Here is a 20761-nt window from a genome sequence, read left to right on the forward strand (position 1 = left end):
AGGGGGGTGGCCTTTGAGGCCAACAGCGCTAAACTCGGAACGGCTGTCCTTTCTGTCCACCCTGGCTGGAATATAAAAATGAAAAATAATAATAGCCTGCTACGCCACCTACCCTGGCTGGTGCTGGCAATCGTAGGAGCGTGCGCCCTTGGCGTAGTGGCCTTGCGCCGCGGCGAGGCGATCAACGCCTTGTGGATTGTGGTCGCTGCTGTGGCCATCTACCTGGTTGCTTACCGCTACTACAGCCTGTTCATCGCTAATAATGTGATGCAACTCGATCCACGGCGGGCCACCCCCGCAGTGATCAACAACGACGGTCTGGACTATGTGCCGACCAACAAACACATCCTTTTCGGTCACCACTTTGCGGCGATTGCCGGTGCAGGCCCCTTGGTTGGCCCGGTACTGGCGGCGCAAATGGGCTACCTGCCCGGCACGCTCTGGCTGATTGCCGGCGTGGTGCTGGCCGGTGCGGTGCAGGACTTCATGGTCCTGTTCCTGTCCACGCGTCGTAATGGCCGTTCCCTGGGGGATATGGTCCGCGAAGAGATGGGCCGCATTCCGGGGACCATCGCGCTGTTCGGCTGCTTCTTGATCATGATCATCATCCTCGCGGTGCTGGCGCTGATCGTGGTCAAGGCCCTGGCCGAGAGCCCGTGGGGCATTTTCACGGTGATGGCGACTATCCCGATCGCGATGTTCATGGGCATCTACATGCGCTACATCCGCCCGGGCCGCATCGGTGAAATCTCGATCATCGGCGTGCTGTTGCTGCTGGGTTCGATCTGGCTGGGCGGGCAGATTGCCGCTGACCCGGTGTGGGCCAAGGCCTTTACCTTCACCGGCATTCAAATCACCTGGATGCTGATCGGCTACGGTTTCGTCGCAGCGGTACTGCCGGTGTGGCTGATCCTCGCGCCGCGTGACTACCTGTCTACCTTCCTGAAAATCGGTACCATCATTGCCCTGGCCATCGGCATTCTGGTCACCATGCCAGAGCTGAAAATGCCGGCACTGACCCAGTTCATCGACGGCACCGGCCCGGTATGGAAGGGCGGCCTGTTCCCGTTCCTGTTCATCACCATCGCCTGTGGCGCGGTGTCGGGTTTCCATGCGCTGATCTCGTCGGGCACCACGCCCAAGCTGCTGGATAACGAAACCAACGCTCGCTACATCGGTTACGGCGGCATGTTGATGGAGTCGTTCGTGGCCATCATGGCGATGGTTGCCGCTTCGGTCATCGAGCCTGGCGTGTACTTCGCCATGAACAGCCCGGCCGCCGTTGTGGGTGGTGATGTGGTGGCTGTAGCGCAAACTGTCAGCAGTTGGGGTTTTGCGATTACGCCTGAGGCGCTGCAAGCCGTGGCCCATGACATTGGTGAAACCACCATCCTGGCCCGTGCCGGCGGTGCACCGACCTTGGCGGTGGGTATCGCGCAGATCCTGCACAGTGTGCTGCCGGGTGAAAACACCATGGCGTTCTGGTACCACTTTGCGATCCTGTTCGAAGCGCTGTTCATCCTGACGGCGGTTGACGCCGGTACCCGTGCCGGTCGCTTCATGCTGCAAGACCTGCTCGGCTCCTTCGTGCCATCGCTCAAACGCACAGAGTCGTGGACCGCCAACCTGATCGCTACCGCCGGTTGCGTGGCCATGTGGGGTTACCTGCTGTACCAAGGCGTGATCGACCCTCTGGGTGGCATCAACACCTTGTGGCCGCTGTTCGGTATCTCCAACCAGATGCTGGCAGGTATCGCGCTGATGCTGGCCACCGTTGTGCTGATCAAAATGAAGCGCCAGCGCTACATCTGGGTGACCATGCTGCCAGCGGTTTGGCTGCTGATCTGCACCACCACTGCGGGTTTCATCAAGCTGTTCGACGCCAACCCGGCGGTCGGCTTCCTGTCCCTGGGCAAGAAGTACAGCGATGCCCTGGCGAACGGCCAGATCCTGGCCCCGGCCAAGAACATCGACCAGATGCAGCACGTGATCTACAACGCCTACACCAACGCAACGCTGACGGCGCTGTTCCTGTTCGTGGTATTCAGCATCCTGTTCTATGCCCTCAAGGTCGGCGTCGCCGCCTGGGGCAACAAAGAACGTACGGATAAAGAAGCTCCGTTCCAGGCCGTACCGGACGCGTAATCGAGGGTTGCAACCATGTTCAATGACATCAGTCGCCTCGGTAAATACCTCGGTCAGGCCGCGCGCCTGATGGTCGGCATGCCCGACTACGACACCTACGTCGAGCATATGCAAACCAAACACCCGGACAAGCCGGTGATGGACTACAAGGCGTTCTTCCGGGAACGCCAGGAAGCCCGTTACGGTGGCAAGGGTGGGCCTAAATGCTGCTAACCCGGTAAGTCGGGTTGGCAGTGATCCCATGTGGGAGCGGGCTTGCTCGCGAAGGCGGTCTGTCAGTTGATGCATGTACTGACTGATACACCGCTTTCGCGAGCAAGCCCGCTCCCACATTTGTTTTTGTATTCCTTCAGGAGAATTCCTTTTGTCCTCTCCCATCCCCGTCACCATCCTCAGCGGCTTCCTCGGCGCCGGCAAAACCACCTTGCTGCGCCACCTGCTCAAGGCCGAGCACGGCCTGAAAATCGCCGTGATCGAAAACGAATTCAGTGACGCCGGTATCGACACCCAGCTGTTGGGCGATGAGCCGGTGCAAGTCATGACCCTGTCTAACGGCTGCGTGTGCTGCACCATCCACACCGACCTGACCAAAGCCCTGTACCTGCTGCTTGAGCGCCTGGACAGCGGCGAAATCGCCTTCGACCGCCTGGTGATCGAGACCACCGGCCTGGCCGACCCGGCGCCGGTGGCCCAGACCTTTTTCATCGACGAGGAACTGCGCGAGCGCTACATCCTCGACGGCATCATCACCCTGGTGGACGCGGCCCACGCCGAACACCACCTGACCCAGACCATCGCCCAGGCGCAGATCGGCTTTGCCGACCGCTTGCTGGTGAGCAAGCGTGACCTGGTGGATGACGCCGGCTTCGACGCCCTCAGCGAGCGCCTGACGCGCATCAACCGGCGTGCACCGATTCGGGTCGTCGATCACGGCACTATCGATCTGGCCGAACTGCTGGATGTGCGTGGCTTCAACCTCAACGCCGGCATGAGCCTGCGCCCGGTCAGCAAGGCACCGTCCATCGACCGTATCTCCAGCCTGGTGCTGCGCACCGACCAGCCGCTGGATATCGACCGGCTGAGCGAGTTCATGAACGAGCTGCTGGAAGACCACGGTAAGCAACTGCTGCGCTACAAGGGCGTGCTGAACATCGCCGGTGAAGACCGGCGCATGGTGTTCCAGGGCGTGCTGAAGCTCTACGGCTTTGATTGGGATACGGAGTGGGAGGAGGGCGAGGCGCGGGAGAGTGTGATTGTGTTTATTGCCGATGAGTTGCCGGAAGACAAGATTCGCGAGGGCTTTGCCAAGGTTTACCAACTTTGAATCGAAATGCGCTCCCACAGGTGACTGTATTTCAATTTGGTATCGCTCATAAAAAAGCCCGGCTCAAGAGCCGGGCTTTTCATTCAAGCAACTGCAATCAAGCGCCGTACACCGGCAGTTTTTTGCAGATGGCCTTGACCTTCTCACGTACCGCGTCGATCACGGCTTCGTTGTTCAGGTCTGCCAGGATGTCGCAGATCCAGCCAGCCAGTTCCTTGCACTCTGCTTCCTTGAAGCCACGAGTGGTCACAGCCGGCGTGCCGAAGCGCAGGCCTGAAGTGACGAACGGCGAACGTGGGTCGTTCGGCACGGAGTTTTTGTTCACGGTGATGAAGGCTTTGCCCAAGGCAGCGTCAGCATCTTTACCGGAAATGTCCTGCTTGATCAGCGACAGCAGGAACAGGTGGTTTTCAGTACCGCCGGACACCACGTCAAAGCCGCGCTCGATGAACACGCTGGCCATGGTCTGGGCGTTCTTGACCACTTGTTGCTGGTAAGTCTTGAACTCAGGCTGCAGCGCTTCCTTGAAGCAGATCGCTTTAGCGGCGATGACGTGCTCCAGTGGGCCGCCTTGGGCGCCTGGGAATACGGCAGAGTTCAGCTTCTTCTCGATGTCGGCGTTGGCGCGAGCCAGAATCAGACCGCCACGTGGACCGCGCAGGGTCTTGTGGGTAGTGGTGGTTACCACGTCAGCGAAAGGCACCGGGTTCGGGTAGACGCCAGCAGCGACCAGACCGGCTACGTGAGCCATGTCGACGAACAGGTAGGCGCCAACCTTGTCGGCGATAGCGCGGAAGCGTGGGAAGTCCAGGATCTGCGAGTAGGCAGAGAAACCGGCCACGATCATTTTTGGCTTGTGTTCAACCGCCAGGCGCTCGACTTCGTCGTAGTCGATCAGGCCGTTGGCATCGATACCGTATTGAACGGCGTTGTACAGCTTGCCGGAGGAGGAAACGCTGGCGCCGTGGGTCAGGTGACCGCCGTGGGCCAGGCTCATGCCCAGGATGGTGTCGCCACCTTGCAGCAGGGCCAGGTACACGGCGCTGTTGGCTTGGGAACCGGCGTGCGGCTGGACGTTGGCGTAATCGGCGCCGAACAGCTCTTTTGCACGGTCGATGGCCAGTTGCTCAACCACGTCGACGTACTCGCAACCGCCGTAGTAGCGCTTGCCTGGGTAGCCTTCGGCGTACTTGTTGGTCAGAACCGAACCTTGAGCCTCCATGACGGCTGGGCTGGTGTAGTTTTCCGAAGCGATCAGTTCAATGTGCTCTTCCTGGCGCACGGCTTCTTGCTGCATGGCAGCGAAGAGATCGGCGTCGTACTTGGCAATAGTCAAATCACGGCTGAACATGGCGGTCCTCAAGGATCGGGGGCAGAAAAGGAGGGCATTCTAACCCAATGGGTTTTAGATGGCATATGAAAGGACATCATGTCGCGGACAAGTGGGATTCACTTAGGGATGAATGGTGCCTGTGATGGCCCCTTCGCGAGCAAGCCCGCTCCCACACGTGACCGAGTCCCACCTTTGAACTGCGATCGAATGTGGGAGCGGGCTTGCTCGCGAAGAGGCCAGTGGCTTCACTACACCGTCTCAGTCGAACATGAACAGCGCATCATTGCTGAACTGCGCCTCGAATCGATTTGCCGGCATCGGCCGCCCAAACAGGTAGCCCTGCACCTCGTCACAACCATGTTCACGCAGGAAGTCCAACTGCTCATGGGTTTCCACACCTTCGGCGATCACCGCCAGGTTCAGGCTGTGGGCCATGGCGATAATGGCGCGGGCGATCTGCGCGTCCTGCTCGCCGGAGGGCAGGCCGTCGACGAAGGTGCGGTCGATCTTCAATACGTCGATGGGGAATTGCTTGAGGTAGTTGAGCGACGAATAACCGGTACCAAAGTCGTCTACGGCGATGCTCAGGCCCAGATTCTTCAAGCTGTCGAGGATATGCATGGCCTCGTTGACTTCGCGCATCAGGATACTTTCGGTCAGCTCAAGCTCCAGGCACGCCGGCGGCAGGCCGGTGTCCTTGAGGATGGTGGCGATGCGCGTACCCAGTTGACCGTCGGAGAACTGCCGCGCGGAGATGTTCACCGAGACTTTCGGCACGCGCACCTTGTTCTGGTGCCAGGTCTTGAGTTGACGGCAGGCTTCGCTGATCACCCAGTCGCCCACGTCCACCACCAGGCCCAACTCCTCCAACACCGGGATGAAATCGCCCGGCGGCACCAGGCCGCGTCGCGGATGGCGCCAGCGCAGCAGGGCCTCGGCGCCCGTCAGGCGTTTGCCGTCACCACTGAACTGCGGCTGGTAATAAAGCACGAATTCGTTCTGGTCCAGGGCGTGGCGTAGGTCGCTTTCCAGCTCCAGGCGTTCCAGGGCGCTGGCGTTCATGTCGGCCTGGTAAAACTGGAAGTTGTTCTTGCCGCGCTCCTTTGCGTGATACATCGCGGTGTCGGCGTTTTTCATCAGTTGGCTCAGCTCGTTGCCGTCCTGGGGGCTGAGGGCGATGCCGATACTCGCGGTCACGAAGAACTCGCGGCCTTCCAGCACAAAGGGCTTAACAAGGCTGGCGAGAATCTGTTCGGCCACATGAATTGCACGGTTCAACGCCAGTTCGCGGTTAACCCGCGGTTGCAGGAGCAAAGTGAATTCGTCGCCGCCCATGCGAGCCACGGTGTCGTCTTCGGCCACACAGCCCAGCAGGCGGGTGGCCATTTCCTTGAGCATGCGGTCGCCGGCGGCGTGGCCCAGGGAGTCGTTGATCGGCTTGAAACGGTCGAGGTCGAGGAACATCAACACCACCCACGACTTCTGGCGGTCGGCGGCCTGCAGCGCGGTGTGCAGACGGTCCTGGAACAACGTGCGGTTTGGCAAATGGGTCAGGGCGTCGTAGTAGGCCAGGCGGTGGATACGCTGTTCACTGGCCTTGCGCTCGCTGATATCACTGAAGAAGCACACGTAGCTCGCCAGGTCGCCTTCGTCGTCGAACACGGCGGTAATGCCGACCCAGGCCGGGTAATGCTCGCCGTTGCGGCGCTTGAGCCAGACTTCGCCTTCCCAGGTGCTGTGCTGGTGCAATTGTTTGAGCACGTAACGCAGGTGAGCTTCCTGCTGTTCATCGACGGTGAGCAGGTTGGGCAACTGGTCCAGTACGTCGGCGACCGCGTAGCCGCTGACCCGGCTGAATGCCTCGTTGGCCTGCACGATATAGCCCGCCGGGTCGGTGATCAGGATCGCCGACGTGGAGTGCTCGAATACCGTGGCCGCCATGCGCAGGTCTTTTTCGGCACGGCGCTGCTGGCTGACATCGCGACCCACGCCGAGGATGCCTTCAAAGGCACCGTGTTCGTCCCACACCAGCACCAGGCGCAGTTCGATCGGCACTTTGCGGCCATCGGCGCGCAGGCAGTCGAACAGGAACAGCTGGGTCTGCACTTCATCGCGCAGCTTGTTCAGCGCCTCGGTATCGCCCAGTGCGCGGCTGACCTGCTCCACCAGGCTGTAGATGCCGGTTAACTGCTGCGGGTTGGCGATGATCGATTGCCAGCCGTTCTTGAACACCCAGTCCACGTCGTAGCCCAGTACGGCATTGACCGACGGGCTGATGTAGTTGAGGGCCAACTGGCTGTCGGTGGAACAGATCACGTCGCTGATGCTTTCGGCCAGCATGCGGTAGCGCTGTTCGCTGTCACGCAGGGACTCGCTGGCTTCGATCTGGTCGGTGATGTCCTTGGCCACGCCGATGATCCGGGTGACCACGGCGGTCTTGTCCCGAGCCAGGGCTTGTTCGCGGATATCAAAGCGGCGCCATTGGTTGTTACGGTGACGGAAGCGCAACTGGCATTGCAGTTGAGTGGTGTAGCCGATCTGGCGTTGCTGCTGGCGCAAGTCGTGGTAATGCTCGGCATCTTCGGGATGTAGCAGGATTTCCCAGAAATACTCGCCCATTTGCTGCAGTTCGGCTTTGTTATAGCCGAGGGTATGGCCCAAGTGATGGTTGCTGAAAATCATGCGCTGGCTGATCACGTCCTGCACATACAGGTGGTCGGGCACGGTGCGTACCACGTCCGACCAGAAACTCTCACGCTCCACCAGTGACAACTCGATCAACTTGCGGCTGGTGATATCGCTGATGCTGAGGATCACGGCCTTGGCGTCATCCTGCTGCTCGGGCAGGCGCATCACCAGCCACAGGTATTGATCGTTGCCGGCCACATCCTTGAGCTGGATCTCCAGCTCAAGCTGGTTCTGTTGAGTCAGGACGGCTTCCAGTATCTGGTAGCCGATGGACGTGGCATTACGCGGGCAGTCATCGATCAGACGCTCCCAGGCTTCTTCGCAAGAGCCCACGTTCAGCAGGCGTACGGCAACCTGGTTGACCTCAGTAATGCGCAGTTCCTTGAGCAGTTGCTGGCGTTCGGCGGGGTTGTCTTGCAGCCAGGCGTGCAGTTGCGCGCGCGTTTCCAGTTGGGCCTTGGCGAAGAACGCCTTGAGCCCCGACAGGTCCAGCACGCAAAGCGCTACGCCGGTGCCCTCGAAAATGTCCTGGTAGCGTCGCCGGCCCTCATGCACCTGGCGCTGGCGGCGGCGCATGTTCAACAGCACGATCACCGGGATCAGTGAGAACGCCAGGCCCAGCAGGCATTTACCGATAAAGGCAGGCAGCAGTTGCTCCAGCACGGCGTTACGGTCGAACAGCCCGCGCAGCTGCCAGTCGCTTTTGCTCAGGGGCGTGACCAGCACGCTTTTATTCAGCTCGTCCGGAGTCAGGGCACTGGTCCATTGGGCGGGCATGCCACTGTCACGGCTGATGACACGGTGGTTGAGGCGATTCTCGATGGCCCACATCGGGCGCACGCCCTGGCCGTCCTGGCGGGTGAGGTTGGTCAGGTAATTGGGGGCCAGGCGCAGCACCCAATACACTCTAGAACCGCCGCTGGGCTGATGCAGCAACAAATAGATGATGGTCCCGTCGTTATTGTTGCTCAGGTAATACGACTGGGAGTGGCTGCGCTGCACCAGCTCTTCGAGCCAGGCAGCATCCTGGCTGTCGGTGGCGCTGTCACTGATCATCGCGCCGCTGGGGGCGAGCAGGGCGATGCTGCGCAGCTCCGGCAGCGAGCGTTGCAAGGTGCGCATCAGGGCTTGTTGCTGTTCGCTGTCGCGCGGTGGCTCGACCATCGGTAGCAGGTTCAGGGCGATTTTTGCGCTGAGGGCCATGTTCAGGCTGATCTGTTCAGCCAGGTCGGCGCTGTAGTCGATGGTGTATTGCTGCTGGTTCTTCTGGTTTTGCTGCAGTTGGTCCAGCAGTTGCCAGAACAATAATGCGAGCAGCATGAGGACAAGCGTCGCCAATGCGCCTTTGAGGGTGCCGTGCAGGGGCGCTCCCGGCGCTATATGAGCGGCGCGCAGAGGAGTTGGCGGCGTGACTTTGGACAAGCTGTGATCCTGCGGTTTGGCTGGACTGGCGCGCGACGTGCACTATAAGCCGGACGCCCGGAGGGCGGCTAGCATGCCTTGACTTGTGGCAAAGTGCCAGCCCCGCCTGGCTGGACTGACCAAGCGCATTCAGGTAGCTTTGCCGGTTACGCGGGGGCGTTCCAGCCCCAGACATTCAGGCTTTTTCCGCACGCAGGCATTGATCATCGTCAACGGCCCGCGCGGCGCATGGCCTGGCACGGGCTTCGCCCGCTTAATTCATCAGTCACTGACGCTAGGTTCACCATGGCTCAATACGTCTTCACCATGCATCGGCTGGGAAAAGTTGTTCCGCCGAAGCGGGAAATCCTCAAAAATATTTCGCTGTCGTTCTTCCCTGGCGCCAAGATCGGCGTGCTCGGCCTCAACGGTTCGGGTAAGTCCACGCTGCTGAAAATCATGGCGGGCGTCGACACCGAGTTCGAAGGCGAAGCCCGCCCGATGCCGGAGCTGAACATCGGCTACCTGCCCCAGGAACCGATCCTGGATCCGACCAAGACCGTCCGCGAAGTGGTTGAAGAAGCCGTCAGCGTGATCAAGAACGCCCAGGCCCGCCTGGACGAGGTCTATGCCGCTTACGCCGAAGAAGATGCCGACTTCGACAAACTGGCTGCCGAACAGGCCAAGCTCGAAGCCATCCTGCAAGCCGGTGACGGTCACAACCTGGAGCGCCAGCTGGAAGTTGCCGCCGACGCGCTGCGCCTGCCGGCGTGGGACGCCAAGGTCGAACACCTGTCCGGTGGTGAGAAGCGTCGTGTGGCCCTGTGCCGCCTGCTGCTGTCGGCCCCTGACATGCTGTTGCTCGACGAACCTACCAACCACTTGGACGCCGATTCCGTCGCCTGGCTGGAACATTTCCTTCACGACTTCCCAGGCACCGTGGTTGCGATCACGCACGACCGGTACTTCCTGGACAACGTTGCTGGCTGGATCCTCGAGCTCGACCGTGGCGCCGGTATCCCTTACGAGGGCAACTACTCCGGTTGGCTGGAAGCCAAGTCCGACCGTCTGGCCGCTGAATCCAAGCAGCAATCGGCCCACGAAAAAGCCATGAAGGAAGAACTGGAGTGGGTGCGCAAAGGCGCCAAGGCCCGCCAGTCCAAGTCCAAGGCTCGTCTGCAACGCTTTGAAGAAATGCAATCGCAGGAATTCCAGAAGCGTTCGGAAACCAACGAGATCTACATCCCGGCCGGCCCGCGCCTGGGTGACAAGGTCATCGAGTTCAAGAACGTTTCCAAAGGCTATGGCGACCGCGTGCTGATCGACAACCTGTCGTTCTCCATGCCAAAAGGCGCGATCGTCGGCGTTATTGGTGGTAACGGTGCGGGTAAATCCACACTGTTCCGCATGCTGATGGGCAAGGAAACTCCGGACTCGGGCAGCATCGAGATCGGCGAAACCGTGCAACTGGCCTGTGTCGACCAGAGCCGCGACGACCTCGACGGCAGCAAGACTGTGTTCCAGCAGATTTCCGACGGCTCCGACCAGATCCGCATCGGCAACTATGAAATCCCGTCGCGCACCTACGTCGGTCGTTTCAACTTCAAGGGCGGCGACCAGCAGAAGTTCGTCAAGGACCTGTCCGGTGGTGAGCGCGGTCGCTTGCACTTGGCCCTGACCCTGAAAGAGGGCGGCAACGTCCTGCTGCTCGACGAACCGTCCAACGACCTCGACGTTGAAACCCTGCGTTCCCTGGAAGAAGCCCTGTTGGACTTCCCGGGCGCCGCCATTGTGATCTCTCACGATCGGTGGTTCCTTGACCGCGTCGCGACCCACATCCTGGCGTACGAAGACGATTCCCAAGCGGTGTTCTTCGAAGGTAACTACACCGAGTACGAAGCGGACCGTAAAAAGCGTTTGGGCGAAGCTGCTGCTCAGCCGCACCGCGTGCGTCACAAGAAACTGGCCTGATTGGGGTTGGTGGTTTGAAAGAGCGGAGCCTTTGGGCTCCGTTTTTTTTGCGTTTTTTCAGGTGGACCGAGTTGGATTCATTCGCGAGCAAGCCCGCTCCCACATTCGACCGCATTCCAGGGTTGGAACCCGATCAAATGTGGGAGCGGGCTTGCTCGCGAAAGCGGTTTATCTGTTGGTGCATATCTACAGTTTGAAATCCCTTTTAAGGTGCACAAAACCCCTGCCTTTCAGGTTTATTTATATCAAATGCACCATTTAAATTCACAAAGGCGACATTTTGCCCTGTCGCAGTGCGGAATGAATTGATAAAGTCCGGCTCAATCTCCGTTAAAAACTAAAAATCTGCCGAGACTTTTCATGATCGAATCCGTCGAATCCTTCCTTGCCCGCCTCAAGAAACGCGACCCGGACCAGCCCGAATTCCACCAGGCAGTGGAAGAAGTCCTACGCAGTTTGTGGCCGTTTCTTGAAGCCAACCCCCACTACCTGACCTCGGGCATCCTGGAGCGCATCTGCGAGCCGGAACGCGCGATTACTTTCCGGGTTTCGTGGGTGGATGATCACGGCAAGGTCCAGGTCAATCGCGGTTTCCGTATCCAGATGAACAGCGCCATCGGCCCATACAAAGGCGGCTTGCGCTTCCATCCGTCGGTGAACCTGGGCGTGTTGAAGTTCCTCGCCTTCGAGCAGACCTTCAAGAACTCCCTTACTTCGCTGCCCATGGGCGGCGGCAAAGGTGGCTCGGACTTCGACCCCAAAGGCAAGAGCGACGCCGAAGTCATGCGTTTCTGCCAATCCTTCATGAGCGAGCTGTACCGCCACATTGGCGCCGATGTGGACGTGCCGGCTGGCGATATCGGCGTGGGCGCCCGTGAGATCGGTTTCCTGTTCGGCCAGTACAAACGCCTGAGCAACCAGTTCACCTCCGTGCTGACCGGCAAGGGCATGACCTACGGCGGCAGCCTGATCCGCCCGGAGGCTACGGGTTTCGGCTGTGTGTACTTCGCCGAAGAAATGCTCAAACGCAACAGCCTGCGAGTTGAAGGCAAGCGAGTGGCGGTATCCGGTTCCGGCAACGTGGCCCAATACGCGGCGCGCAAGGTCATGGACCTGGGCGGCAAAGTGATCTCCCTGTCCGACTCTGAGGGTACCCTGTACGCCGAAAGCGGTTTGACCGAAGAACAATGGTCGGCCCTGTTGGAGCTGAAAAACGTGCAGCGCGGTCGCATCAGCGAGCTGGCCGAGCGTTTCGGCCTGGAATTCCGCAAGGGGCAAACCCCTTGGGAACTGGCCTGTGACATCGCATTGCCCTGCGCGACCCAGAACGAACTTGACGCAGATGCGGCACGTGCACTGCTGCGCAACGGCTGCATCTGCGTGGCCGAAGGCGCCAACATGCCGACCACCCTTGAGGCTGTGGATATCTTTATCGAGGCGGGCATTCTGTTCGCGCCGGGCAAAGCGTCGAACGCCGGTGGCGTGGCCGTCAGTGGCCTGGAAATGTCGCAGAACGCTATGCGCTTGCTGTGGACCGCCGGTGAAGTGGACAGCAAGCTGCACAACATCATGCAGTCGATCCACCACGCTTGCGTGCACTACGGCGAAGAAAATGGCCGGATCAACTACGTGAAAGGCGCAAACATCGCGGGCTTCGTAAAAGTCGCCGACGCGATGCTGGCCCAAGGCATCGTCTAAGCCTCGGCCTCGATGCGCAGCACTTCGATCAACTGATCGCCGACGGGGCGCTTCCACAGCACCTCGTCACCCACTTGGGCGCCCAGCAACGCGCGGCCCAGGGGCGAACCCCAGTTGATCAGGCCGACCGAGGCGTCGGCCTGGTCCTCGCCCACCAGTTGAATGCGTTGTTGCTCATCCAACTGATTGGCGAAGGTCACCCAACTGCCAATCTGCACCTTTTCGGTGGACGTGGCCGCTGCTACCACCTGGGCGCTTTGCACCCGCTGGTTGAAGTAACGCAAATCCCGCTCAAGATCGGCCTGGCGTTGCTTATCTGCCTGTTCGCCCTTGGCGGATTCCAGGCTGTGCTCGTGCTGCAATTGCACAACCTTGGCCTGCAACTGCGCCAATCCTTGTGCCGTCAGGCGATTGGGCTGTTCACTGATCTGACGCTCCACCGGCTGATCAGCCTGGGCGGCGGCGCTGTCTTCATTCACAAAAGCTCGGCTCATGGCGTTCTCCCTCTATGGAGTTTGGGCCATGTTCACCGCGCTTTAGTTTCGATGGATGTCTGAAAGCGACCTATGGCGAGCGATAAGCCCTGGCCGCGTCGCGATCCTTCTCCTGCTGCCAGGCGCGTTCCCGGTCGTCCCAGTGGTTGTCCTTGTAGTCGCGCAGCTCTTCGTTTTCACGCATGGCTTTGCACTGGCGGAAGCCGTCCTCCCAGCCTTCTGCGTATTCACGGTCTTTCAGATAGCGCGGCACGTTCTTGCGAAACTCCCCGCTGATCACTCCAGCCGCCTGGCGACCGCTGCTGCAGCCGTCATCAAAACCATCGGCAAAGGCCGGGGGATAGCCCTTGGCCAACAACTCCTGATGGGTTGATTGGCAACCCGACAACCACACCACCGCACACAGCATTACTGCATACCGCCACATTGCTTGCTCCCTGGCCGGTCACCGGCTGATGGGGAGAAGTCTAGTTTGGGATTTGTCGGGGCGGTGTGAAAGGGAGGTGAGAATGGTGTTGGCGCTATGTCCCAATCGCACGGATGATGCGCTGGAGCCGGATAAATGCAGACCCAATGTGGGAGCGGGCTTGCTCGCGAATGCGTTGTGTCAGTTATAGATGTTCCAACTGAACCACCGCATTCGCGAGCAAGCCCGCTCCCACATTTTGGATTTGTGCTGAGTTTTAGAGTCGGGTCACGCGTAATAACCCACTGTTTTTTTCAATTGATCCGCGTACTCGTAAATCTCATCGATAGATGCGATTGCATGCCGGGTTTCATTTTTTTCCTCGTCGAATATTCCGAGGTATTTCTGACTGCGATTGAAGTGAAGACGGCAAATCGGTTTGCGGTTGTTATCGTCCAGTAATATCCCAAAATAGCTTTGTGTATCTCGCTGGACGATCCGCTTAGCATCAACCACTGATCGAACCAAAGCCCGAACAATGTGGTAACCCTCTAGTTCCTCAAGCGTTGTCACAACCTTGTCTTCTGACTCGTCGCGGTATTGCGAATCTTCATTTGCGCCGGTCGTTGAAGGTATCAACGCTATCGTTGGCTGGACCGCTCCACTCATGGCCGACTTAAGCCGATCGTTGATCTGGTCGTTCAGAAACTGGGCTAAAGCCTTTCGGGTCAGTTCAAAAAATTGCTCCCGCACTTTTTGCGTAATCACACCTTCGTAAACACGAGAGGCGAAAAATTTTACGAAGTCATCTTCTGGCTTACTGACCTGAGTGCCGATGAGCTTTTTGAGTTGGCTGACGTATTTCAGCTCTCCGGCTGCATTGATGATGGAGTCAACATCGAACGCCGACTTGGTGAGTTTGATCAGCTCCGGTACGGAGTACTCATCAATGTCTAACAGGTCCAATTCCAGAAATGGCTTTTCATCCATTTTGTTGGGGGCATCCAAGTCAGTAAAAAAACGATAGACCTGACCGTTGGTGAGAATCGAAATTCGTGCGCTAGTGACGTGGAAGTATCGAAAAAGCTGAGAGGCATGGTTGATGCTCAGTGATTCGCCGATCTTTTTGCATTCGATGAGTATTTGAACTTCGCCGTCTTTCATTATCGCGTAGTCGATCTTTTCGCCCTTTTTAGTCCCAACGTCACAGACGAATTCAGGCATCACTTCTTGGGGGTCGAACACGTCGTAACCCAGTACCGTGTTGATGAACGGCATTACAAATGCGTTTTTTGTAGCTTCTTCTGTTTGGATGGCAGGGCCTTGCAACCGAACTTTTGCTGCCAGGCTAGTGAGCTTTTCGAAAAAATCCATAGTAAGCCTCTACCTATTCAGATCCGTGTATAGACATGGTGGCAATTTGACTGCCACTCGAGACTAGACACAAATCCCCATAAAGCGAGGCTTGATCGGGACAAGTTTTTTGCTACAAAAAAAGCTAAAAACCGTTCAATATTTCCTGCTTATTAATCAGTGGCTTGAGTCGGCCATTTGGTTTTCTAACTCGGCAAATAAATTTGTTAATTTTTAGGGCTAGTTTGGGTGAGCTCTGCGTGCTCCGCCAACTCCAGCTGGATAAACGCCGCAATCATCGCGCGGTACACCTGCTCGGTGACATCCGGATTGGCGCCCACCGAATGGGACAAGTCCCGCACTTTGGCGATCACTTGTTCGACGCGCTGCGGTGCCTTGACGCTATCGGTGTCTTTTTTGAAGCAAGCAGCCTGGGAGACGAATTGGCCGCGCTCCGCCAGCAGGGTGACGATTTGCTGGTCGAGGCGGTCGATGTTGCTACGGACCTCTTCGAGGGTGGTGCAGGTAACGGCCATGTTGGTTGAGCTCCTTGAGATTAAACTGACTAGAAACGGACTCAATGTGGGAGCGGGCTTGCTCGCGAATACGGTGTGTCAGTCAATGCATCTGCTACTGAACCACCGCATTCGCGAGCAAGCCCGCTCCCACATTCTGGTCTTTGTCCGGCTTTAGCTAGTAGTGATACCACTTCACTTCAAGCATCACTTCATTCACCGGTGTGGACAGGTGGCTGTACTCGCGCTGCGCACTCAGCCGCAAGCCCAGGTTACGTGACAACTCCCACTGCTGGTTCAGGCTGAGACTACGGCGCACTTCGCCATTGGTGAAGAAGTCACCCTTGGCCTCCAGGCTCAGATTGCCCAGTGGATTTTTCCATAGCACACCCGTATTGAACCCGGCAGCCGGTGAGATGGCTTCGCTGAAGTCGTTGTTGTGTTCCACGCGCACGGTGCCGAGGGCGAAGCCGAGCATGTCGTCGCTCAACTGCCAGGTGCCGCCGGCGCCGCCGTTGACGTGGGCCACCAGGGTTTCATCGTCGTGTTTGCCCGGTACGCGCTCCAGGCCGCCGGTGACTTGCCATGACCAGGGTTGCAGCAAGGCGTTACGCGGGGTCAGGGAGCGGATGGTGGCCAGGTCCAGTTGTTGCAGTTGCCAGTGGTTGCCTTCGTACTGGCGCAGCTTCATTTGCAAAATTTCGATCTGCGCGCCGAGGGGGAAACCTTCGGCGTTGTCATTCAGGTCGTGGTAGGCCATGCGCAGGCCGTACTCGCCGTAGGCCTTGTCGCCACGGGTGCCGATGCCGGCTTGCCAGGTGCGTGATTCGTGGCCGTCTTCCGGCAGGCCTGGGCGCTCGATGTTCAGGTCGGGCGCCGGGTTCTGGTTGATGGCGCGCAGCAGTTCGAAGCTGCGTTGGGAGCGCGCGGGGTCGCGCTCCAGGCCATTGGCACGGTAGCGGCCCAGGCGATAGGCCGCATCGATGATCAGGGCCTGGCGCTCGCGTGGCAGGGCCTTGAACGCAGGTTCCTGCAGTTGCTTCTGGTCGTCGCTGACTTTCAGCACCCATTGTTGCTCGTCGCTGTTCAGCGGCTTGGCGCGTTCCAGCAGCTCGCGTTCGCGGGAAGGGCGGTAGTCGATTTTTTCCACCAAACCGGCCTCTTTCACCGCCTTGACCGTATCGGTCGGAATGGCGGTCAGCGGGAATTGTTCGGTCAGGCGCAGGCCAGGGCGCGCGACTTGCAGCAGTTCCAGCAGGCGATAGGAGCAGTTTTCGTCAAAGAAGAAGTAGTCGAACTGGATCTGCTTGAGTTCCCAAACATGCTCCACCATGCGCTCGGTCTCGACCTGGGTGAGGTTGAGGCGGTATTCCCACAGGTCGCGGTTTTCGAGGCTGCGGTATTCGGAGAGTTTTTCCTGGTAGGGCACCAGGGCGAACAGGCCGGGATAGCCGCCCATCAAACCCTTCCAGGCATAGAGAATGCTGTTGTCGGAGCCTTCGATATAGGCGCCGAAGTTGATCGCGTAGCTGAGCAGGGCGGTGTTGTTGCTCTGCACATCCGCCTGGTCGATGCGCAGCAGGGTATGGCCGAACATCGACGACGGGCTGTTGAGGTAGGCCGCCGGGAAAATCATCACCGCACTATGGGGCGCGACGTCCTTGAACCATTGCTTGAATTCTTTGCAGTCCACGGCAGGCAGGTCGGTCAGGTGCAACTGATCCTTGAGCCAGCGGGTACGTGCGGGGTAGACGCATTGGGCGTGTTGTTCGCCCAGGCTGGCCGGAGCATACAGTGCTTCAACGGTGGCCTTGAGTTCGGCGTCCGGGTGGTGGGCGCCATCGGGCGCGAGGAAGAACTTTTTGTCGCTGACATAGCTGCGCCAGCCGCTGATCTTGCCGGCCTCGTAATGGCCCAGGGAAAGCCAGAACGGATCGTTGGCCAGTTGCTGCAAACGTTGATCATCAATATGCGGCGCCGCATACAGCGGGGCGCAGGCGAAGAGTGCCATCCAGGCAAAGCGTTTGAGCATAGGGGCAACTTAAGTCGGAAAAAGTGAGACCCAAAGGGGAGGCGGGTCCAAAAAACGCCCGCGCCTCGAAGGACGCGGGCGGGTCGAGCTTAAGCTTGGGTTGCGTACTTCGCCAAGCGGGCATCGCTTTTCAGTACCGCCAGGGTGTTGTTGTGCACATCGTCTGCGGTCACGTCAGCCTTGCTGAAGATTTGCTGGAAGTGTTCGTGGGTCACGGCAGCAAAGTGCTCGCGATCTTCTGGAGCCACGCCCAGTACCACGGCATAGGTGGTCAGCGCTTCGCCATTGCCCTTGGCCATGTCTTCGGACAGCTCGTTCATCATGCCATTCATGGCAATCCAGGACTTGCCGCCGTAGGTCAGGGCGCTGTTGGTGCTGCAACCATTGGTGCCCGAGGTCATGCCGAAGGTGGCGTTACCCGAAGTGCCGTTGGTGGTGGAAGCCAGGAAGTGAGCCGGAGTACCGCGCTGGCCTTCGAACAACATGTTGCCCCAACCGCAGTTCGGGCCACCTGGTGCTTCTGCCATTGCATTGAGGGAGACGACGGTGAAGAGAGTACCGAGAAGGATCCGTTTCATAGCTTTGTTCTCTTTGTGTGCAAACCAATGGACAAGGGTTCAGGCGCGTCGCAGCGCCCTGAGGGATCGGTTATTAGTCCAACCCGCGCAGTTTGGAGTTTAGGCATGTTCCTGGGGTTCCGTTATTTTTTATAAAACAATCAGAGATTTCGCGTTTTTTATTTGGGACCTGTTCCGTGTCCACGCTTTCCCAACAACGCGCCTTGCCAGAGCGCGCAACCGGGAGCCAGAATGCCGTCATCTGCCCCGCCTGATGTAAGGAAGCCCGATGCCTGATCCTGTTGCTGCCAGCTTGCGTCTAGCGCCCGAAGCGCTGACTCGCCCTTTCTCCGCTGAACAGTTCAGCTTCTCGACCACCAATGATTTGGAGCCCTTTCGCGGTGTGCTTGGCCAGGAACGTGCGGTTGAAGCGTTGCAGTTCGGTGTGGCAATGCCGCGCCCCGGTTACAACGTGTTTGTCATGGGCGAGCCGGGTACCGGTCGCTTTTCGTTCGTCAAACGCTACCTGAAGGCTGAGGGTAAACGCCTGCAGACCCCTGCGGATTGGGTCTACGTGAATAATTTCGATGAGCCTCGCGAACCGCGCGCACTGGAATTGCCAGGCGGCGGCGCGGCGGCGTTCATCAGCGACATCAACGGCTTGGTGGATAACCTGGTTGCCACCTTTCCGGCGGTCTTCGAACACCCCACTTACCAGCAACGCAAAAGCGCCATCGACCGCGCGTTCAACCAGCGCTACGACAAAGCCCTGGACGTGATCGAGCGCCTGGCCTTGGAAAAGGACGTGGCGCTGTACCGCGACAGCACCAACATCGCGTTTACCCCGATGCTCGACGGCAAGGCGCTGGACGAGGCTGAGTTCTCGCAACTGCCGGAAGCCGACCGCGAGCGCTTCCACACGGATATCTCCGAGCTGGAAGAACGCCTGAACGAAGAACTGGCCAGCCTGCCGCAGTGGAAGCGTGAGTCGAACAACCAACTGCGTCAGTTCAACGAAGAAACCATCACCCTGGCCCTGCAGCCTTTGCTTGCACCGCTGTCGGAAAAGTACGCGGAAAACGCGGCTGTCTGCGGTTACCTGCAAGCCATGCAGGTGTATTTGCTCAAGACGGTGGTCGAGCAATTGGTGGACGACGCCAAGACCGACGCCCAGGCGCGCAAGCTGCTGGAAGAGCAATATTGCCCAAGCCTGGTAGTCGGCCACCCGGTCAACGGTGGTGCACCCGTAGTGTTTGAACCGCACCCGACCTACGACAACCTGTTCGGCCGTATCGAATACAGCACCGACCAAGGCGCGCTGTACACCACGTATCGCCAGTTACGTCCGGGCGCGTTGCACCGTGCCAATGGCGGCTTTCTGATCCTGGAAGCCGAGAAAATGCTCGGTGAACCGTTTGTGTGGGACGCTCTCAAGCGTTCCCTGCAGTCGCGCAAATTGAAGATGGAGTCGCCGTTGGGCGAGCTGGGCCGTCTGGCCACGGTGACCCTCAACCCGCAGATGATCCCGTTGCAGGTCAAGGTGATCATCATCGGTTCGCGCCAGTTGTACTACGCGTTGCAGGATGCCGATCCGGACTTCCAGGAAATGTTCCGCGTGCTGGTGGACTTCGACGAAGACATCCCGATGGTGGACGAAAGCCTGGAGCAGTTCGCCCAGTTGCTCAAAACCCGTACGTCGGAAGAAGGCATGGCGCCGCTGACCTCGGACGCGGTGGCACGCCTGGCGACATACAGTGCGCGGCTGGCGGAGCACCAAGGCCGTTTGTCGGCGCGCATTGGTGATTTGTTCCAGCTGGTCAGCGAGGCGGACTTCATTCGTCACCTGGCCGGCGATGAGATGACCGATGCGGGTCACATCGAACGAGCGCTCAAGGCCAAGGCCACGCGCACCGGGCGGGTGTCGGCGCGGATCCTGGACGACATGCTCGCCGGGGTCATCCTGATCGACACCGCCGGCGCCGCAGTCGGCAAGTGCAACGGGCTGACGGTATTGGAAGTCGGTGACTCGGCCTTTGGTGTACCGGCGCGGATTTCCGCCACGGTGTACCCGGGCGGCAGCGGTATCGTCGACATTGAACGCGAGGTCAACCTCGGCCAGCCGATTCACTCCAAGGGTGTGATGATCCTCACCGGTTACCTGGGCAGCCGTTATGCGCAGGAATTCCCGCTGGCGATCTCGGCGAGTATCGCGCTGGAGCAGTCCTACGGTTATGTGGACGGTGACAGCGCGTCCCTCGGCGAGGCGTGCACCCTGATCTCGGCCCTGTCAAAAACGCCGCTCAAGCAGTGTTTTGCGATCACCGGCTCGATCAACCAGTTTGGTGAAGTGCAGGCGGTGGGCGGGGTCAACGAGAAGATCGAAGGCTTCTTCCGTCTCTGTGAAGCCCGCGGTTTGACGGGTGAGCAGGGGGCGATCATTCCCCAGGCCAACGTTGCCACGTTGATGCTGGATGAGAAGGTGCTGCAGGCCGTGCGTGCCGGGCAGTTCCATATCTACGCGGTGCGCCAGGCGGACGAGGCGTTGAGCCTGCTGGTGGGCGAGCCGGCGGGTGAACCGGATGCCGAAGGGCAATTCCCGGAAGGCTCCGTCAACGCGCGCGTGGTTGAGCGTTTGCGGGTCATTGCGGAGATGATCAGCGAAGAAGACTTGAAGGAAGCGGAGAAGGAACTTGCGCAGCAAGCGCTGGCCGAGGCCAAACCCACCTGAAGACGGTTTGTCATGAAATTGACTCGGGCTGTAGGGACCAACGCCCGTTGGTCCCTACAGCCTTGGTTTGTACTGGTTTTCTTCTATTCTCTGCTCAAGGGATCTCTACAGGAGTC

General features: G+C 59.1%; 14 protein-coding genes. 6 read left to right on the forward strand and 8 right to left on the reverse strand.

Annotated elements, in window-relative coordinates; translation table 11 throughout:
- The first annotated feature begins 78 nt into the window (after window positions 1-78).
- The 3 genes from HF257_RS22580 (at window position 79) to yjiA (ending at window position 3469) form a co-directional block, all read left to right on the forward strand.
- Window positions 79-2145, forward strand: a complete 2067-nt coding sequence (locus tag HF257_RS22580; RefSeq protein ID WP_185708543.1) for a carbon starvation CstA family protein — start codon at window positions 79-81, stop codon at window positions 2143-2145.
- Window positions 2146-2160: 15 nt separating this feature from the next.
- Window positions 2161-2358, forward strand: a complete 198-nt coding sequence (locus HF257_RS22585; RefSeq protein ID WP_003194308.1) for a YbdD/YjiX family protein — start codon at window positions 2161-2163, stop codon at window positions 2356-2358.
- A gap of 151 nt (window positions 2359-2509) precedes the next feature.
- Window positions 2510-3469: a GTPase gene (gene yjiA / locus HF257_RS22590; protein WP_185708542.1), complete on the forward strand. Its 960-nt coding sequence runs from the start codon at window positions 2510-2512 to the stop codon at window positions 3467-3469.
- A 97-nt stretch (window positions 3470-3566) separates the two neighbouring features.
- Here the strand turns inward: yjiA and glyA are convergent, their stop codons facing one another.
- Window positions 3567-4820: a serine hydroxymethyltransferase gene (gene glyA / locus HF257_RS22595; RefSeq protein ID WP_105523351.1), complete on the reverse strand. Its 1254-nt coding sequence runs from the start codon at window positions 4818-4820 to the stop codon at window positions 3567-3569.
- Window positions 4821-5060: 240 nt separating this feature from the next.
- Window positions 5061-8912: a sensor domain-containing protein gene (locus HF257_RS22600; RefSeq protein ID WP_185708541.1), complete on the reverse strand. Its 3852-nt coding sequence runs from the start codon at window positions 8910-8912 to the stop codon at window positions 5061-5063.
- A 285-nt stretch (window positions 8913-9197) separates the two neighbouring features.
- On the opposite strand from HF257_RS22600, the gene ettA reads away from it, so the two are divergent.
- Together ettA and gdhA are read left to right on the forward strand one after the other, a co-directional pair.
- Window positions 9198-10862 (forward strand): energy-dependent translational throttle protein EttA, encoded by a 1665-nt coding sequence (gene ettA, locus HF257_RS22605; protein ID WP_185708540.1) that lies wholly within the window; start codon window positions 9198-9200, stop codon window positions 10860-10862.
- Window positions 10863-11222: 360 nt separating this feature from the next.
- A complete protein-coding gene (gene gdhA, locus HF257_RS22610; RefSeq protein WP_185708539.1) occupies window positions 11223-12560 on the forward strand; it encodes an NADP-specific glutamate dehydrogenase in 1338 nt (445 codons plus the stop codon).
- Here gdhA and HF257_RS22615 read toward each other — a convergent pair.
- The 6 genes from HF257_RS22615 to HF257_RS22640 all read right to left on the reverse strand — a co-directional run bounded on the left by HF257_RS22615 (window position 12557) and on the right by HF257_RS22640 (window position 17938).
- A complete protein-coding gene (locus HF257_RS22615) occupies window positions 12557-13054 on the reverse strand; it encodes a GreA/GreB family elongation factor (protein ID WP_185708538.1) in 498 nt (165 codons plus the stop codon). The two genes, gdhA and HF257_RS22615, sit on opposite strands and share 4 nt — an antisense overlap.
- 70 nt (window positions 13055-13124) lie before the next feature.
- Window positions 13125-13481, reverse strand: coding sequence for a hypothetical protein (locus HF257_RS22620; RefSeq protein ID WP_185708537.1), 357 nt, complete (start codon window positions 13479-13481; stop codon window positions 13125-13127).
- 267 nt (window positions 13482-13748) lie between these two features.
- Window positions 13749-14834 carry a type I restriction endonuclease gene (locus tag HF257_RS22625; protein ID WP_185708536.1) on the reverse strand — a complete coding sequence of 362 codons (1086 nt, stop codon included), beginning with the start codon at window positions 14832-14834 and terminating at the stop codon, window positions 13749-13751.
- Window positions 14835-15040: 206 nt separating this feature from the next.
- Window positions 15041-15349, reverse strand: a complete 309-nt coding sequence (locus HF257_RS22630) for a chorismate mutase (RefSeq protein WP_185708535.1) — start codon at window positions 15347-15349, stop codon at window positions 15041-15043.
- A gap of 157 nt (window positions 15350-15506) precedes the next feature.
- The gene (locus HF257_RS22635) at window positions 15507-17360 is read right to left on the reverse strand and encodes an Lnb N-terminal periplasmic domain-containing protein (protein ID WP_185708534.1); all 1854 of its coding nucleotides are present in this window, start codon (window positions 17358-17360) and stop codon (window positions 15507-15509) included.
- Window positions 17361-17449: 89 nt separating this feature from the next.
- Complete coding sequence (locus tag HF257_RS22640; RefSeq protein WP_016973832.1) at window positions 17450-17938, reverse strand: DUF3015 domain-containing protein; 489 nt, start codon at window positions 17936-17938, stop codon at window positions 17450-17452.
- Between the two features lie 268 nt (window positions 17939-18206).
- Here HF257_RS22640 and HF257_RS22645 point away from each other — a divergent pair, with 268 nt between their 5' ends.
- Entirely contained in the window at window positions 18207-20645 is a 2439-nt protein-coding gene (locus tag HF257_RS22645; protein ID WP_185708533.1) for a Lon protease family protein, read from the forward strand.
- Window positions 20646-20761: the final 116 nt, after the last annotated feature.

The organism is Pseudomonas cremoris, assembly GCF_014230465.1.